General features: G+C 59.1%; 12 protein-coding genes and 4 pseudogenes. 12 read left to right on the top strand and 4 right to left on the bottom strand.

The window, feature by feature from the left end:
* Nucleotides 1-1,254, top strand: a pseudogene (locus tag CO660_RS29960) (hypothetical protein); the annotation flags it as partial.
* A gap of 1,219 nt (nt 1,255-2,473) precedes the next feature.
* Here CO660_RS29960 and CO660_RS34145 read toward each other — a convergent pair.
* Nucleotides 2,474-2,899 (bottom strand): annotated as a pseudogene (locus CO660_RS34145) (hypothetical protein); the annotation flags it as partial.
* A 126-nt stretch (nt 2,900-3,025) separates the two neighbouring features.
* On the opposite strand from CO660_RS34145, the gene tssA reads away from it, so the two are divergent.
* The 7 genes and pseudogenes from tssA to tssG form a co-directional block, all read left to right on the top strand.
* Nucleotides 3,026-4,018, top strand: a complete 993-nt coding sequence (gene tssA, locus CO660_RS29945; RefSeq protein WP_064842670.1) for a type VI secretion system protein TssA — start codon at nt 3,026-3,028, stop codon at nt 4,016-4,018.
* A 35-nt stretch (nt 4,019-4,053) separates the two neighbouring features.
* Complete coding sequence (gene tssB, locus CO660_RS29940; protein WP_064842668.1) at nt 4,054-4,608, top strand: type VI secretion system contractile sheath small subunit; 555 nt, start codon at nt 4,054-4,056, stop codon at nt 4,606-4,608.
* Nucleotides 4,609-4,610: 2 nt separating this feature from the next.
* Entirely contained in the window at nt 4,611-6,098 is a 1,488-nt protein-coding gene (tssC, locus tag CO660_RS29935; protein ID WP_077991402.1) for a type VI secretion system contractile sheath large subunit, read from the top strand.
* A 115-nt stretch (nt 6,099-6,213) separates the two neighbouring features.
* The gene (locus tag CO660_RS29930) at nt 6,214-6,747 is read left to right on the top strand and encodes a type VI secretion system tube protein Hcp (RefSeq protein WP_064842664.1); all 534 of its coding nucleotides are present in this window, start codon (nt 6,214-6,216) and stop codon (nt 6,745-6,747) included.
* An 86-nt stretch (nt 6,748-6,833) separates the two neighbouring features.
* Entirely contained in the window at nt 6,834-7,337 is a 504-nt protein-coding gene (tssE, locus tag CO660_RS29925; RefSeq protein WP_097601650.1) for a type VI secretion system baseplate subunit TssE, read from the top strand.
* Nucleotides 7,337-9,223 (top strand): type VI secretion system baseplate subunit TssF, encoded by a 1,887-nt coding sequence (gene tssF / locus CO660_RS29920; protein ID WP_077991400.1) that lies wholly within the window; start codon nt 7,337-7,339, stop codon nt 9,221-9,223. Before tssE ends, tssF begins: the two co-directional genes overlap by 1 nt.
* Nucleotides 9,187-10,158: pseudogene (tssG, locus tag CO660_RS29915) on the top strand (type VI secretion system baseplate subunit TssG); the annotation flags it as partial. The gene tssF and the pseudogene tssG, both read left to right, overlap by 37 nt.
* 105 nt (nt 10,159-10,263) lie before the next feature.
* Here tssG and CO660_RS34570 read toward each other — a convergent pair.
* Nucleotides 10,264-10,401: pseudogene (locus CO660_RS34570) on the bottom strand (CoA ester lyase); the annotation flags it as partial.
* A 549-nt stretch (nt 10,402-10,950) separates the two neighbouring features.
* Between CO660_RS34570 and tssI the strand changes: the two are divergent.
* Nucleotides 10,951-12,978, top strand: coding sequence for a type VI secretion system tip protein TssI/VgrG (gene tssI / locus CO660_RS29905; RefSeq protein ID WP_077991395.1), 2,028 nt, complete (start codon nt 10,951-10,953; stop codon nt 12,976-12,978).
* 465 nt (nt 12,979-13,443) lie between these two features.
* On the opposite strand, the gene CO660_RS34410 is transcribed toward tssI, so the two are convergent.
* Nucleotides 13,444-13,572, bottom strand: a complete 129-nt coding sequence (locus tag CO660_RS34410) for a hypothetical protein (protein WP_010068000.1) — start codon at nt 13,570-13,572, stop codon at nt 13,444-13,446.
* Nucleotides 13,573-13,702: 130 nt separating this feature from the next.
* Between CO660_RS34410 and CO660_RS29900 the strand changes: the two genes are divergently transcribed.
* The 3 genes from CO660_RS29900 (at nt 13,703) to CO660_RS29890 (ending at nt 15,793) form a co-directional block, all read left to right on the top strand.
* Entirely contained in the window at nt 13,703-14,674 is a 972-nt protein-coding gene (locus CO660_RS29900) for a hypothetical protein (protein WP_064842651.1), read from the top strand.
* A gap of 525 nt (nt 14,675-15,199) precedes the next feature.
* The gene (locus tag CO660_RS29895) at nt 15,200-15,505 is read left to right on the top strand and encodes a hypothetical protein (protein WP_004680432.1); all 306 of its coding nucleotides are present in this window, start codon (nt 15,200-15,202) and stop codon (nt 15,503-15,505) included.
* Nucleotides 15,506-15,535: 30 nt separating this feature from the next.
* Nucleotides 15,536-15,793, top strand: a complete 258-nt coding sequence (locus CO660_RS29890) for a hypothetical protein (protein WP_245427032.1) — start codon at nt 15,536-15,538, stop codon at nt 15,791-15,793.
* 898 nt (nt 15,794-16,691) lie between these two features.
* Here CO660_RS29890 and CO660_RS29875 read toward each other — a convergent pair.
* A complete protein-coding gene (locus CO660_RS29875) occupies nt 16,692-17,147 on the bottom strand; it encodes a phasin (protein ID WP_077991393.1) in 456 nt (151 codons plus the stop codon).
* Nucleotides 17,148-17,201 lie beyond the last annotated feature (54 nt).

Here is a 17,201-nt window from a genome sequence, read left to right as displayed (position 1 = left end):
CCGCGGCTGCCGGGGCAGAGCAAGGGGGCGTGGGCGGACGCGCTGAAGGCGGCCCATCCCGATCTCAGCGCCGCCGATGCCGCCATAATTGTGGGTTCCGTAAAGCATAATATTGCTAAAAGGGCGGCGTTCCGGACGGTGTCGGCTCAGGACCAGGCGAGGCTGGACGAAATCGCTAGGCAGACACCGCAGCTGCCGGGGCAGAGCAAGGGGGCGTGGGCGGACGCGCTGAAGGCGGCCCATCCCGATCTCAGCGCCGCCGATGCCGCCACAATCGTGGGCGCCTTAAAGGACGATATCGCCGTGAGGGCAGCGTTCCGGACGGTGTCGGCCCAGGACCAGGCGAGGCTGGACGAAATCGCGGCGGTGACACCGCGGCAGGGGCGGAGCAATGCGGCCTGGGCGGACGCGCTGAAGGCGGCCCATCCCGATCTCAGCGCCGCCGATGCCGCCACAATCGTGGGCGCCTTAAAGGACGAAATCGCCAGGAGGGCGGCGTTCCGGACGGTGTCGGCCCAGGACCAGGCGAGGCTGGACGAACTCGCTAGGCAGACACCGCAGCTGCCGGGGCAGAGCAAGGCGGCCTGGGCGGACGCGCTGAAGGCGGCCCATCCCGATCTCAGCGCCGCCGATGCCGCCGTAATCGTGGGTGCCATAAAGCAGGATATTGCTAAAAGGGCGGCGTTCCGGACGGTGTCGGCCCAGGACCAGGCGAGGCTGGACGAAATCGCGGCGGCAACACCGCGGCAGGGGGGGAGCAATGCGGCCTGGGCCGATGCGCTGAAGGCGGCCCATCCCGATCTCAGCGCCGCCGATGCCGCCACCATCGTGGGCACCTTTAGGGACGATATCGTCAGGAGGGCGGCGTTCCGGACGGTGTCGGCCCAGGATCAGGCGAGGCTGGACGAGATCAAGGCGGCGACACCGCAGCTGCCGGGGCAGAGCAAGGGGGCGTGGGCGGACGCGCTGAAGGCGGCCCATCCCGATCTCAGCGCCGCCGATGCCGCCATAGTCGTGGGTGCCGTAAGGCGCGATATCGCCGTGAGGACGGCGTTCCAGACGGTGTCGGCCCAGGACCAGGCGAGGCTGGACGAAATCGCTAGGCAGACACCGCAGCTGCCGGGGCAGAGCAAGGGGGCGTGGGCAGACGCACTGAAGGCGGCCCATCCCGATCTCAGCGCCGCCGATGCCGCCATAATCGTGGGTGCCTCGAAGAAACGGATAGCCAGGAGGGCAGCGTTCAAGGTGATATAGGACGGCTCACGACTCATCACCACATTCCCTAGGAACTGCACCATCATGTGCGTTGGTTGTCCACCACGGGATTGCATGAGCATGTGAGAGCGCCGAATTTTTCTTCAGTCTGGAGGCCAATACCTGGCTCGAGATCGATATTTAGGGGCACGACGGCGGGCGCATTCCGGCTGACTAACACGCCGAGAGCGACCTCGTCTTCGACGGTCGGGATCGCAGAATGTCGGCTCGCATGCCGCTGCGACCATCAGCCCGCTCCTCGCAAGATTGGCGCCAAGGCCGCCGTCGAACGATGGCGAGGAGGCAAGTTTTTCCAAAACTTTCTTTAGCATAGAGGTAGAAGGATCGCTACAGCGGGGTTGCAGTGCGCGGGCGGCTAGGGTGACTAAGTGCGTGCACTCCACGACCGTCAAACGGGGTCGGTGTCCGTCAATTCGAAATCGCAGGGATCTGCACGAGAGACCGCGTGGTTGCCCTGCACGACTAATGGAAGCAGGGTCGACAGTCACGTTGGGATGCGATAGGTGCGCGATAGAACGGGAGATTGGCGGCGGGACTCGATTCTTTTTAGAAGATCACGCAAAGCCGCATCACACCCATTGTCAAAAGTAAATACCGCGACGATGGTTATTAAACTTCAGACTTCCGTCGAAAACGGCAATGGCGCTCACGAAGGAGGCCGGCCGCTGCGAAACCCCGCCATCTCCGCACCCCACTCCTTCGCTCCAACTGGGAGCAAAATGAATGAGGCAACGTGCGAATCTCGGGGAGCATCGTTACATGCGGTCAATACGGATCTCATCCAGATTGTCGCCCTATATGCCTCGTGCGGCGGTCCGGCGGAGCGCAGGAGATATATGCCGTTGAAGTGCTCGAGCCGTTCTACCACTGACGCCGGGGTCGCTGCACGCGCGATGGACCCGCCGGCTGGCCGCTCGTTCGATGAGGGTCCGCGCGCCGACACCCCCAAGAGCGATCGCCGAGGACGCCATCCACCTTATGCAGCAACTGGCGCGGAGGCGGCCGCGCGAAGACTTTGTAGTTGGAGGCCTTCAGGCTCACGTTTCCAACGGTACTCCGCAGGTTGCCCTTTGCAACGACTGCCCGACGATGTCAATTCAATCTGGCTGAGCTTGTACCGTCAAGTTTATCCAGTTTGGGGTTCGCTCCAGCGGTGGGTTGCGCATCTGCGGCGGCATCGGCGGGTTTAGGTGCGGAGACCATTCCGGCTGCGCAGCACTGCATCACGTCGCGGGTTGACGATCTGGGCGAACTCTGCAGGGTTAGTCAGCCGAGGCCAGAGTGCTTGGCTTGCCACGCTCCTCGATAACCCGATCCAGTCCACAGGCGACCGCAGGCCGGAGAGCGAAGTATCGGCGACGAGAGTCCGGCTTTCCTCACGACCATCAGAAGCCTGAACCCGCGCTATAGGTGAGTTGATCCGACACGAAGTCCAGCGACCAACGATCATTGGCAGCCAGCTGGATCAACACCAACGCTTGCCTTTCGCTTGTTTCCGGCCACGGCGCTTGCGCATCGTGAGCTTCTCCTCCCGATGGACCCGGAAGAGCTTCTTGTTGTTCACAAGGTGTCCCTCGCGCCTGAGCAGCACATAGCTGCGTCAAGATCCGAAGCGGCGGCATTCACGCCCCAAGCATTCACGACATATACGAATGTCGATTGTGCATGAGCAATCGCGTCTGCTCATTGCTAAACATTGAGAAACAGAGGCGCGACGATCTTTTATGTCGGGAAAACTGGGATTTGGGTCATGCTCGATGCGGATCATCTATTAAAACCGATCAGCGACGGCAACGCATGCGGGGATGCTCTCGATTACGATTTGAGCTTCCTGGAGCTGGAGATAGCGTCGCATGGCAAGCCGCACCAGCAGATAGGCGACTCCATCGCCACCGGGGAGGCTCCCGATTGGACAGAGGTGTGGCGGCTTGGCCTCGACCTTTCTGCCCGCACTAAGGATCTAAGAGTCGGCATCTTGCTCACACGATCCGCCCTCAGTCAGTTCGGCTTCTCTGGTCTAAGTCGGGGGCTTGAGCTGCTCGCGGCCTATGTCGAGCTCTACTGGTCAGAGCTACATCCGCGACCGGATCCAGAAGATGACGAAGATCAGACCGTTCGCCTCAACGCTCTAGCGAGCCTCTGCGATCTCTCCGGGCTCTTGGCAGAAATACGCCAAGTTCCACTCACCTCCTCCAGGCAATTCGGGACTTTTACGCTCCGCGATTGGGCTGGTGCGCTACGGTCCCAATCTACGGAAATTGATCGTTCGACCATCGAGCACGCCTTCATCGACACCGATCCACTGCAGCTCGAGCAGATCAGCACTGGTCTCCACGCCAGCCTGGCAGCCGCCACCCATCTAGACGCGAGTGTTCGGCAGCACGTCGCGAGTGACGAGGCCGTTCGATTCGACCCTCTGATAGTGCTACTCACCCAGGCCAAGGATCTGGTCGACGCCCATCGGAAAAGGGCCCAGCCTGCAGCCCCGGCATCTCCATTGCCAGACTCTAGCGAGGCCTCTTACCCCGAAGTGATCCGCAACCGCGATGACGTTGTCGAAATTCTTGGCCGCATTTGCCACTGGTACCAGGTGAATGAGCCCGCGAGCCCGCTGCCAGCCCTCCTGGAGCGCGCGCAGCGACTTGTCTCGAAGGACTTCATGGCTCTTATCAAAGAGTTGGCGCCAGAAGGGGTTGCCCAATACCGTTCGATTGCCGGTCTGGCGGTCGGCGAGGGCACGTGACGTGCGCAATCTTCCCTATCAGGAGAGTGGAACACATGACAAAGGCGAGTAGTCAAAAGTTCATCGCGCGGGTTCGTCCGCCTCGTGTACAGATCGAATACGACGTCGAGACCTATGGCTCTCAGAAGAAGGTTCAGCTTCCCTTCGTGGTCGGCGTGATGTCCGACCTCGCCGGCAATGCTGCCGAGCCGCTTGCCCCTGTCGCGGAGCGCAAGATGATGGAGATCGATATCGACAATTTCGATGATCGGCTCAGATCGCTGAGGCCCAGGGTGGTGATGCGGGTGCCGAACCTATTGACTGGAGAAGGCCAACTCGCTGTCGACTTGACGTTCGAGCGGCTCGAAGATTTCTCGCCGGCGGCCGTGGCGCGCAAGGTCGACAGCCTTAGCAGGCTGCTCGAGGCGCGAACGGAGCTCTCCAATCTGCTGGCCTATATGGACGGGAAGAACGGTGCCGAAGAGTTGCTCACCCACTTCCTCGCGGATTCGGCACTGCTAAGCGCCCTCGGCAATGGCATGGAGACTGAGAAGCCTGATGCAGTGGTTGCCGCTCCGCCATTGGCATCCCCAGACACAGAGGAGAACTGATCATGATGCCTGCAGATGCCACAGATGTACAGGTCGCCACCGTTGATCTCGGCGATTTCACCCGCATGCTTCGATTCGAGTTCAAGATCCGCTCGGACCACTCCCGTGACTTGGTGGAGAGTGCCGTCCGAACACTGGCCGAGCAGGCACTTCAAAACACGTCGCTGATCAGCGACGATGTCGTCACGACTATCCAAGCAATGATTGCTTCGATCGACCAGAAGCTTTCTGCACAACTCAACGAGATCCTCCATCACGAAAATTTCCAGCGCGTGGAATCAGCTTGGCGGGGCTTGCATCACCTTGCCAGCAACACCGAAACCGATGAAACGTTGAAGATTCGCGTTCTCCCAGTTTCAAAGGTGGAGATGTCCCGAACTCTGCGGAAATATAAGGGTATCACCTGGGATCAGAGTCCGCTATTCAAAAAAATTTACGAAGACGAATACGGCCAAATCGGCGGTGAACCCTATGGCTGCCTGATTGCCGACTACTATTTCGACCATACCCCACCGGACGTTGAGTTGCTTTCGGGACTGGCGCAGATCGCGGCGGCGAGCCACTCACCGCTTATATCTGCCGTCTCACCACATCTGCTGCAGATGGATTCTTGGCGTGAGCTTGCGAACCCGCGTGACATCACAAAAATCTTCCTCACGCCCGAACATGCCCCTTGGCGAGCGTTCCGCGAGAGCGAGAACTCTCGATACGTGGCCCTGACCTTACCACGCACCCTTGGCCGGCTGCCCTACGGGGCCAAAACCAACCCGGTCGATGAATTCGCCTTCGAGGAGGACACAGACGGCGGCGACAGCGAGAAATACCTTTGGACGAACGCAGCCTACGCCATGGGCGTAAATATCACGCGCTCGTTCAAGCTCTATGGCTGGCTCTCCAGAATTCGTGGCGTCGAATCCGGCGGCCTGGTCGAGGGTCTGCCGGTACATACCTTCCGCAGCGACGACGGTGGCGTCGACCTAAAATGCCCCACTGAGATCGCGATCAGCGACCGCCGTGAGGCCGAACTGTCCAAAAACGGTCTTCTACCGCTGTTGCACCGCAAAAACACGGACCTCGGCGTATTTATTGGCGCTCAAACTATTAACAAGCCGGTCAAATACGAAGACCCCGACGCGTCAGCGAACGCCGAACTCAGTGCCCGGCTACCCTACATCTTCGCAACCTGCCGCTTCGCACATTATTTGAAGTGTATGGTCCGGGACAAGATTGGCACGTTCAAGGAGCGCCACGAGGTCGAGGAGTGGCTCAACCAATGGATTCAGGGCTATGTCCACCCCTCGCCCGAGCTTGGGAGCGAAGAGAGTAAGGCACAGCAGCCGCTCTCCTCAGCCGAGGTCAAGGTGGAAGAGGTCGAAGATAATCCCGGATATTACGTTGCGAGATTTTACATGCGGCCACACTACCAGCTCGAAGGCCTAACCATCTCTTTGAGACTGGTCTCGCGCCTGCCATCCGCCCGCAAGGACTGAGAAAACCCGCAGATGATTGTGCTCCGTTCTCGGCGCCAAAACTCCGGAATAGCTGCCCTGGGCTGGCCGATGCAATCCAGGCCCAATCAGATCAACGAGAAAAGGAAAGTCCATCATGGCGTTCGACGCGGTTATAAAATTCACGCAAGCGTCCAAGGACGGCATTTTGCCCAAGGGCGAATCTATCATTCTAAAGGACGGCATCACCCTAGCGGACGAATGGAGCTTTTCACTCGAAAACAAGCTGAACATTGGGCCTCATACCGCCGGGGCGGGCGCGGGCAAGGCCGAATTCGAGGTCTTCACTATCAAGAAGCAGGTGGATACGTCATCGCCCTCTCTGTACGTTGCCTGTGGTCGCGGCGCCCACTTCAATAGCGTCGAACTGAAACTTTTCAAAGCGACGGGGAGCGGACAAGCTACATCAGAATCGAACCTGTTCTTGCACTGGAGTTTCAACATGCTGGTAGTCGAGAAGGTCGAGTGGTCCTATGCGGAAGACGCCCCCGAGGAGACGATCACATTCCGGTTCGGCGCCTGCAAGGTCATTTATTACAGGCAGGATGAAAAAGGCGCTCTTACCAAAGCTGGCGAGGGCATCTGGAACCAAATCGCGAACAGCACCGACTTCAATAGGCTCGTCGGCTGATGGGGCCATCGGCAACCCGGGAATATTCGGGGCTGCGCGCGAAAACGACGGATCGACTCGTCGCTATTGCACCTGGAGATTGTAACATGGGCAGAGATGTTAAGCGGGATCTCGTGCAACCATCCCTCCTGGACCGGCTTACGGACGATGAGCCGCGCAGCTCGTGTGAAGCGCAGGACAAGCGCAGCTTCTCTGTTCGCCAACTGGAAGAGGTGATTCTACGCGATGTTTCCTGGTTGTTGAACACCAATCAACTGGGTGCAACCGTAGATCTACAAGCGTACCCTCACGTAGCGGCCAGTGCACTTAATTATGGTGCCTGGCCTCTCAGCGGACAAATTCGCGAAGGCATGGATAAGAGCGCATTGCGCGAAGCGATAATCGAGAGCCTTCAGCGCTTTGAGCCGCGTCTCTTACCGGACACCCTGAAGGTCACGGTCCTGGACGATGGTCAGGGTTGCGGCACTTTTCGCTTTAGGATCCAAGCCGATCTGTGGGCGCAGCCATTGCCGGTGCGAATGGTGATGCGTACGGAGGTAGATTCCGAGCTCGAATCCGCCCGCGTTCATCTCGGTACAGAGATAAGCTGATGGATCCCCGGCTCCTGCGACTGTACAACGACGAACTTGCTTATATGCGCGAGATGGGGGCCGAGTTCGCCCGCGCATTCCCGAAGGTCGCCGCCCGGCTCGGGATGGAATCAGCGGAGGTCGCCGACCCCTACGTCGAGCGGCTTCTGGAAGGCTTCGCTTTCATGGCGGCGCGGGTGCAATTGAAGCTTCAGTCTCGCTTTCCGGAATTCACCCAGCACCTCCTGGAGATGGTCTATCCGCATTTTCTACCGCCGCTCCCCTCGATGACGATCGTCCGTTTCGAGCCCGACCAGGATGCCGGACCACTTGAAAATGGATACCTCGTGCCGCGGGAAACCAAGCTTTTGGGCCGTCTTGCTCCGGGCGCCGTCACACATTGCGAGTTCCGCACGGCCCATGATGTGCATCTCTGGCCAATTGTGGTGAGCGCTGCCGATTATTTTTCGACGCCGGGGCAGATCGCCGCACTGGATCTTCCGGCCCGGCAAGATGCGAAGGCTGCTTTGCGACTACGCCTTCGCACCACCAATGGCATGCCGTTCAATAAACTCGGACTAGAGGCTCTCACACTGCACCTAACAGGCCCCGGTGGCATCGGCGCCGCACTCGCCGAACAGCTTCTCGGTGACGCATGCAATATCATAGCCCGTCCGGTCGGCCGGCCTATCCCTTGGCAGGAAAAGATTCCGGTTCATGCGCTGCAGCAACGCGGTTTGGAGCCGAGCTGTGCTCTCCTGCCCGAGGTGCCACGCTCTTTCGACGGGTACCGTCTCCTACAGGAGTATTTCGCCCTCGCGGAGCGGACGTTGTTCGTCGAGGTTAGCGGGCTGGCAGACGCAGTAGCCCTGTCAACTGCCGAGACCCTTGAGATCGTCTTCGCACTCAGACGAGTCGAGCCACGGCTGGAACGACAGCTCGGACCCCAAAATATCGTTCTCTTCGCAACGCCCGCGATTAATCTCTTCGAACGCCAGGCAGATCTCGTCCACGTGAGCGACAAGAACACCGAGCATCATGTGATTGTTGACAGGATGAGGCCGCTCGACTTTGAGGTCCACTCGATCCTCGAAATGAGCGGAGACGGGGCGAAAAACGAAGCGGCTCCCGTGAGGTTCTACCCGTTCTATAGCATCAGCGCGCACGGTCAGGAGGAGCAGCATTCCAGATACTACGCGATCCGCCGGGAGCAGCGCCTCATGTCGGAGCACCAGCGTCTAAATGGCGCGCGGACTGGCTACATCGGCAGCGAAACGTTCGTTTCTCTAGTTGATCGCCAGGCGGCTCCTTATTCGGCGGAACTCCGGCATTTGTCTGTAAACTGCCTGTGCTCGAACCGGGATCTGGCGCTGCTGCTGCCGATCGGCCGGGACAAGACAGACTTCACCCTGGAAATCGGCGCTCCAGTTACCGCCACCCGGTGCGTATCGCCCCCGAGCCGACCGCGCCACTCCTTCGCCAATGGCGATATCACCTGGCGATTAATTAGCCATCTTTCACTGAACTACCTCTCGATCAGCAATTCCGATAGGAACGACCACCGGGGCGCAGAAGCGCTGCGTGAACTCCTCCGCCTCTACGTCGATCCAGTCAATGCCTTCGCCTCACGGCAGATCGACGGGATCCGGGAGATTCGGTCCAGGCCTGCGGTCAGGCGATTGTCCAGCGGTGGACAAGCCGCCGTAGCACGTGGGATTGAGGTTGGTATCATCCTGGACGAAGCGGCCTTCGAAGGCGTTGGCATCTTTCCGCTCGCCTCCGTGCTCAACCAGTTCTTCGCGAAATACGTATCCATCAACAGCTTCACCGAGATGGTCGTCTCGACGCTACAGCGCGGGGAGGTAATGCGATGGCCGACGATGGCCGGCCGCCGGGCGATCCTTTGATTTCGGGGGCACTCGGCGACTTCCTAAGCTCGCTCAGGGCCGAACCGCATGCCTGCGACTTCTTCCAGGCTCTGCGGCGGATCGATGCAATCTGCTCAGATCGGCCTCGGCTGGGAGAATCGAGCGGTCCCAGCCTGGATCGCGTGCGGATCGCCCAGCAGCCCTCCCTTGCATTTCCGCCTCGATCGATCGCGGGCGTGACTGCGCACGAGCAGAACGACCCCGTAATCTCCACCTACGCCTTCGGCTTGTTTGGACCCCACGGTCCCCTCCCATTGCATCTGACGGAGTACGCCCTTCTCCGGCAGCACAACGCCGCGGATGAGACGCTGATCCGATTTGCTGATACCTTTCATCATCGAATGGCCTCGTTCTTCTTCCGTGCATGGGCGGAGGGCGAACCGACCGTGAGCTATGACAGGCCACAAGAAGATCGATTTGCCCTTCAGCTCGGCGCGCTAGCCGGCTTCGGGATGACCTCCCTGCGCGCGCGGGATGCTATGCCTGATCTGGCCAAACTCCACTTCACCGGCCGTCTCGCCTCACACACCCGCAACGCCGAGGGGCTCGCTGCCATCCTCGCCAGCTTCGTCGAGGCGCCGGTTGATATCCGTGAATTTGTCCCAAAATGGGTGGATCTGCCCCGCATATCGCTCTGCCTCCTGGGCCGCGACCCGGCCACGGGCACGCTGAACGGCAACGCTATTGCAGGTGCGAGGGTCAGAGTGTGGCACCATCGGTTCCGACTCATTGTGGGTCCCCTCAGCCTGGCTCATTACGAATCGCTTCTGCCCGCAGCTCCCGGCCTTAAGTCGATAGCGGAGATCATCTGCAACTACCTTGGAGATGAACTTGACTGGGAGATTAACCTCGTTCTCCGTCAGGAGCAGGTCCCGGAAGTGCAGTTGGGTCGCTGCGGCAGACTCGGATGGTCCAGTTGGATGGGCAAGCGGAAAACGCGCCAGCACGCCGATGACTTGACGACTACCCCGACTGACCGGGGCCCACCGGCTCCCGCATGGCACTCTCCTGAAACGGACATCCATGATGCGGCGGGCCCGCTCGACCTTCTTTTCGGGCGGGGAGAAGATCTCCTTGGCGAGATCGATCTGGAACGGATGAATGGCCCACGTAACCTCGATACCAAGTGCGGCGGCACGGCGGGCGGCGGCTTGGAAGGCCCGTTATGACAAGCATCGGAAGCTCGACTCTCTTCAGTAAGCTCAACGCAAACTGCAATGGGACCGCCAAGGCCCTTTGCAAAATTCGCCGTGACGCCTCTTTGGAACGTTCTCGCCATTTTGACGCCCTTGAGGCTTCAGCAGCGGAGAGGCCGATCGAGCCGACGATCGCGGCGAAACTCGACCACCGTGGTTGTCCGCTCGGGCGCTGCGCCCTGGGCCTGGTTGAATCTTCCAGGAGACACGTCGTCGCTAGCACCGCCGGAATCCGCCGACTCATCGATGTTACAAGGCCGCATGGCGAGATTTGGGTGGGACTTAGCGTGGGTGAGTTCCAAGAGACCCACACGCTTTCTTCGCCCCGCCCTCCCCCGCTTGGCTCTGACGATGCGGGCCAGCAAGACATCTTGGCTGAGCAACGGTCGGCGATTTCGATGCACGAAATAAACGCTTTTCTGCATCTTCGCCGATGGCTTCGGCAGCATCCTACTCACGCCATCGGGCGCAACCGCGCCTTCTCATCAAATCTGCGGAACACACACCACCATGGTCGAGTCAAGAATCGAGAGTCTCTTAAGGCACAATCGTTTTGTTGCGGTCACTTCGGCCGCGTCCGAGTTGAATGAAATCTCTCTCCGACGGCTCAGTGGCACCGAGCGACTGGGGGAACCTTTCCTCTACGAGGTGAAGCTCGCCAGCCGCGATCCAGTTCAGAACTTTGCTACGATCCCCGGTCAAAGCCTGACAATCGGCCTTAAGCTCAAGGACTCGCAAACGCGCTTCTTCAACGGTGTTGTTACGCGCTTCCAATATCTCGGCCTCGACGATACCGAGCACCTCAACTACGTGGCGCAGGTGCGGCCGTGGATTTCATTGCTCGAGCATCGCTCTAACAGTCGGGTCTTTCAGAACAAGACGAGCATCGAGATCATCACCACGATTTTTCGAGAACATAGAGGCAATTTCAAGAATCAGACCGCCCGACGGTTCCCACAGCGCCCATATTGCGTCCAGTACGATGAAACGGATCTGGCCTTCGTCAGCCGCCTCATGGAGCAGGACGGCATCTACTACTATTTTGAACATGCTGAGGACCAACATGACCTGGTGCTGGTCGACAACGCCGCGAGTCACATGGCCTGCACGCCTGAGATCGTAGAGACCCACCACAATCTCAGGCCTGCCCGAAGTCTTTACCAAGAAGATGTCATCCTGCATTGGGACGAGGTCGTATCGCTACAGCCGAACAAGGTCGTTCTCAGGGACTATGACCATGAGAAGCCGATGGCAGAACTGACGTCTGTCGCGCGTGTTCCTCCCGTGAGGACAGGCGGCATTCCGCCATGCAAGCTCACGGGAAGCGCCATCACCCGACCGCGGGAGAGCGTGGCGGTCAGAACGGGCGAGACCTCGTCGGCAAGCAGCGGCTGCACGGCAATGCGGGAGGTCTTCGAGTATCCAGGCCAGTATACAAAAAAAAGCGATGGCGATTTCTACGCCACCATCCGTGCCGAGGAACTCGCCTGCAACGCTTATCGCGCGCGGATCGAAAGCACTGCGCGCCAGATAACGACCGGGTCATTATTCAAGGCCGCAAATCCCTTCTACTACGGCCAGATCGGTTCCCGGCCGAAACCCACCGATCGCTTTCTGGCAATCGGACAGGACTTCACTGTCATCGGTGAGGTGGGGGACGATCTCACTGCGGACACCGTGGGGGGGAAGGGCGAGCGGTTCCTCTATCACAGCAACGTGGAGATTATCCCCGCGACCACCCAGTACCGCCCGAGGCGCCGCACACCGGCGCGGTTGATTCACGGACCGCAGACGGCCGTCGTCGTGGGCCCCGAGGGCGAGTCGATCGCGACGGATAAGTACGGCCGTGTGAAGGTTCAGTTCTTCTGGGACCGAGAAGGCGGAAAGAACGAGAACAGCTCCTGCTGGATTCGGGTGGCCCAGAACTTCGCTGGTAAGGGTTTTGGCAACCTGGTCGTCCCACGGATCGGCCATGAGGTCGTGGTTGATTTCATCCACGGCAATCCCGACACGCCCCTGGTGACCGGCGTCGTATACAATGGCTCAAATCTGCCGCCTGAAACCCTGCCGACTGACAAAACGCGGTCGACCTTCCGGACGCATACCGATGGCGGCGCCGCTAATGCCTACAATGAACTGCGCTTTGAGGACAAGCAGGGCCGTGAGGAGGTCTATTTGAAGGCCCAGAAGAATCATACCGTCGAGGTCGGGAACATCTACAGCATCGACGTCAAGAGACACTTCCTCCTGACCTCGGGCGGCGCCGCGCCCGACTCCCCTGCCGCAGCGGCCTTAGGTAGCCGCGTCGAGGTAACACCCGACAAGATCCGCCTTGTAGTATCGGGCAGAACCGGCCCGCAGGCCATCGAAATCAGCGGCGATGGGATCGCCATTATCGGCACGATGATTGGCGTTATGGCAACGCCTCCGCGGCTCGGGTCTATCGTCTCCATGCCGCCGCCGACACCGGGTCCACCCACGCCGTCGATAATGAAGCTTATTGCGACACTCGGGCTGCCGCCTGTTACGCCAGAGTGACACGATGTCAAGGTGAACTGGTTCTCGGCCTCGGCTGTCCGGAAGTCGTTGCCTTTAAGTCGGCAGGGCCCTGCAGGCGTAGAGAAAAAGCGTAACGGCGTCGGCGTCGTAAGCTGACCTACCAAATCAACGTGACACTGCGAGATTGCCCGAAAATGAGGAAAGGTTATCGCGCGTGAGCGTTTGTTCCGGGAACTTGCGCCTCAGTTAGATGGAGTTGCCACGCGAAATCGGCCGAAAGCATGCGTCTGGTTTAGGTCTCCACCAAGCGGGAACTAGTGTATAGCCCATCGATGGGGATGAAATACCTTTATCACTCGGCGTCACGAAATTGCGATCAGGGCGCGGGCGGCGCAAAAATCAGCGTTCTCGATCTTGGCGTTACAGCGCTGCTTTGCAGGGCGGGCTCTCGCCTCGAAGCGCTTCTGGCGGAGCGTGGCCGCCTCGAGCAGCAGTCGAAGCCTTTCACCATGCTCGAAGGTGTCTCGCTTCTATTTGCGTTTCGAGTTCCTGATAGGCGCTGGCCATGCCTGTCAGGCCGAGTTTGCGCAGCATGTCAATGGTGGGATTGTTCAACGTCGCGATAAAAATCATGCGCTGTCCAGCTCGAGGAAGGACGCTGGCCATGCCCCCGAAGCATAACGGGATACGAATTTGGTATTGGAAGGAAAGGTCGCGACGGAAGTAACATCAGCAGTGACGCAATGACCTAAGGAACGACGCAATGTACGGCAGAAGGCAGGGGCGTGTTGGCAATAGTTCCGAACAAGGCGGTGAAGACACCTTTAACTGGGTTGAAGGCTTGACTGGCTCCTCGTCCAGCGAAGCGGCACTGAAAGAAATTTTACTGGCCTGGGCGGAAGACGGGCAGCAGGAGCAGGACGAGGACCGGCACGAGGCAATGGCACGGATCGAGGCCTGGACGGAAACCCGCAATTTTCGTGCCCCCCTGAACTTAACATCGCTGTCCCTAACGGCACTGCCCCCCACCTTACCGGCCGGCCTCCAGCGGCTCAACGCCAATGACAACCGGTTGGGCAGGCTGCCCAACAACCTCCCGCCCGGTCTGCGAAAGCTCTCTGCCTGCGACAACCAGCTGACCACGCTGCCTGAGGTTCTTCCGGACATGCTCGAGACGCTCTACGTCGACGGCAACCGGCTGACCAGATTGCCGAACGAGCTTCCTTCCGGACTAAAGTATCTCTACGTCAACCACAACCGGCTGACCAGTTTGCCCGATAACCTGCCGCCTGAGCTCAGGGAGCTTCATGTCACCCGCAACGAAATCGCGCACCTGCCGGAGAATCTCCCCCTCGAATTGACGGATCTCCGCGCCGAACTCAATAATATAATTCGCCTGCCCGAGCGCCTTCCTGCAAAGCTCACGCGGCTCGAAGTCCCTCACAATGAACTGACTAGCCTACCCGAGGACCTCCCGGCCACCCTAAAGTGGCTCAGCACCGACAGTAATGAACTGACCCACCTGCCCCCTAACCTGCCGAGGGGGCTGGAGGAGCTTAGCGTTCGTGGAAACAACCTGAGAGGACTTGGCGACGGGCGAACTGCACTGCCGTACATTCTGTCGCAGCTTCCGCCTCATTGCAAAGTGTACCTGAATAACAATCCGCTGCCAGATCGACTGCGGGCGCACCTGAGCGCGCAAAGCGGGACGAGCCTTCCGCAGATCTTTTTGTGATGCTGCCTGACAAACGGGCCAAACTAGATCCCTGCGTTTTGAGTAAAAGGCCTTTTGCCGAAGCCATGGCGGTGGGGTGCAGGCCAGGTATGACGCGTGCGGATCAAAAACAATGAGTTTGCAGGTTTATGCCGCTCGCCGGAATGTGTTGAGTTGTGGAAGCAACAGACGTCTCACTGAAGACTATGGCCGGAAAGCCCAGGCTCGGCACTTGTGTCCTTCGGGCGACCTTGCATGCGAGCCAGTTCGTACAAAGGATTACCCGCTATCGCGTACCAGGAGGTGCGACGCTTACGGCCTAGAGGCATTGCCGCCGGTTGGAACGTTCGGAAGCTGGACCCAGATTTCAACAGGCCTCAAGCGCATCCACCATTTCCACATGGTCCACCCCCAGCATCGCGTATTCGTTGATCTAACTACCCGAGACTCCAGCCTACGGGCCTATTTGCATTCGTCGGCGATCGACGACTCTGTCGCCTATTAGTTGAAATAGGGTTTCGTGGCGAGCCAGCAGAGGAACAGCCCATGGATGAGAAAAACAGCCCCATTGTTTGCATCTCGGGTGTAGACGAACGAAAGCTCGGCGCCGCTCTAATCGCGGTCCAATCGGCATTTAGTGTCGCGATTGCGGAACTATCGAAGCTTCACAAAGGGAACAGTCCTCAGTGGTTCGAAGACCTGGAGGAGGTGGTAATCGCTAACGCAAAAGGCACAGTCACCGAGGGCATCTCGCTGGATGTCGAGGTGGAAAGCCTCAAATTCGGCATCGACGTCCTTCGGGCGATCTTAGATGTCAGCCGCGTTGAGCTAGGCTTTGCAGCAAAGGAATAACCTTTCGCCCAAACGAGGTCTCGATGCTATTTGGCGCCGGAGATGTTCGATGCACACTCGAACCTTCGCATGAGTACCGCGCTCGTCGCCAAAGTCGCCCGCATCGTCACCAAATGGTACGGTCGTTGGACAAACCAGGAGGTCTTGCCGCAGATGATCGACGATACGACCTATGCATGGCGCACCGGCGTTTTTGAGGCAACGCGCGTTTTCCATGCGGAAGACCCGGGCGGACCAACCTTCATCGGGGGCAATTTGCGCAAGCCGGACTCCCATGGAAGACAATAACTTGTCGGACGCTGGGCGCACGAGACTGAGGGACTCAGCGTTGAAGATGCTGCCGACAAGCTCGGCATTAGCGATGCACCCTGTATAGCGGGCAGCGACCGCCTTGCCATGCTTGAAGATGCCCTGAGCCGACACGCCCACAGTTGATAAAGATGTTGACTCAGTACCGCCGGCCGCTCCTCACCTTCTACCTTGCTGAGCCGCCAGCCATTGCGGCTCGTGGCAAGGATTTTTCGGACTCTTCCCGAGAATATGCACAACGCGACGCAGCGCTTGTCGACCCGCTGTTTCGTGAAGTTCGCGCTCGCCAGGAAATGGTGCGTGCTGAGCCCTTTGTAAGAGTCACCCTTGCGCCGGCAGTCCGAGACCTCCCCGTTCATCTGGTTCGTCGTTTGGAATCGCAATCGATCGATGATCGACCTCCGCCCCCTCGTCGCAGGGATACACATCAAGTGGATTTGACCTGGACAGCGACCGCTCGCGCTGGAGCGCCGAATACCGGCGGCGCATTTCACCGGACGCAATCGACCCTGCCGTCCAAAGAGCGACCGGTTCCATGAAACCCGGGTCTTCATCGATCCGGATTCTTCGCGCCTTCCAACGCGCGATGACCCGCTCGGCTATGTCCCTGTGTGAATCCATTACCACTTCCCTGCCGCCTGCCGCCTACGTGGTTAGATACCAAGCTGGTGGGTTCTTCGCCAGTTCAAACCGTCCAATATGTCACGCCGGCCGCCCGCGATCCGTTTTCAGGAGCTTGTTAGCTGGAGCTACCGAGATCGCAGGACACACTTTCCAGCTCTCTCCCGACCTGATGGTCCCCGTCACCATCTTTTCCGTCCATGAATAAGGTAGGCCGCCCCCGATCAGTCCAGGCGATTTAAGTGCGAGTCCGCTTTTACGTCGCCTTGAGGTCCGTCAGCACCTTGTCAAAAGCATCCTTGACCGGCTTTGAGATTTCCTCCACCGCCCTGCTTGAGAGCACCCGGACTTCCTTGGCGTGCTGCAAACTTGTCTCAACCCGCTTGCGAAAAAAGGTCGACTGCTGTTCGAGGATCTGCGACGGCGAATTCGCGCCCAGCAAAGCTTGCAAATGTGAGAAGCCGGCCTCGGCGTCGGCTTGCAGTGCAGCGATCGTCTTCCACCACAATTCGTTGCCGAATAGACTTGTCGTTTCGAGGATCGGAGGCAGCATTTTCTGTGTCGCTTCAGCGCCGGACGCAAATTTCAAAAAAGCCTCTGTCACCTTCTTGTTCCCCTTTTCAACAGATGCGCCGAACTGATCTGGCACCTTGAGCGGCGATGACCCCGGGCTTTCGATCGTTTCAAAGGATCTTTCGGAAATCTTGGTCATTGCATTTTCCTTCTCTTTGAGTTGGTTGCAAGCTGTGACATCGGGATTGACCCT

Source organism: Rhizobium sp. L9 (assembly GCF_002531885.1).
In the GTDB taxonomy this organism is placed as follows: domain Bacteria; phylum Pseudomonadota; class Alphaproteobacteria; order Rhizobiales; family Rhizobiaceae; genus Rhizobium.
Note: the sequence above shows the minus strand (reverse complement) of the source record. Positions and strands in the feature narration are given on the sequence as shown.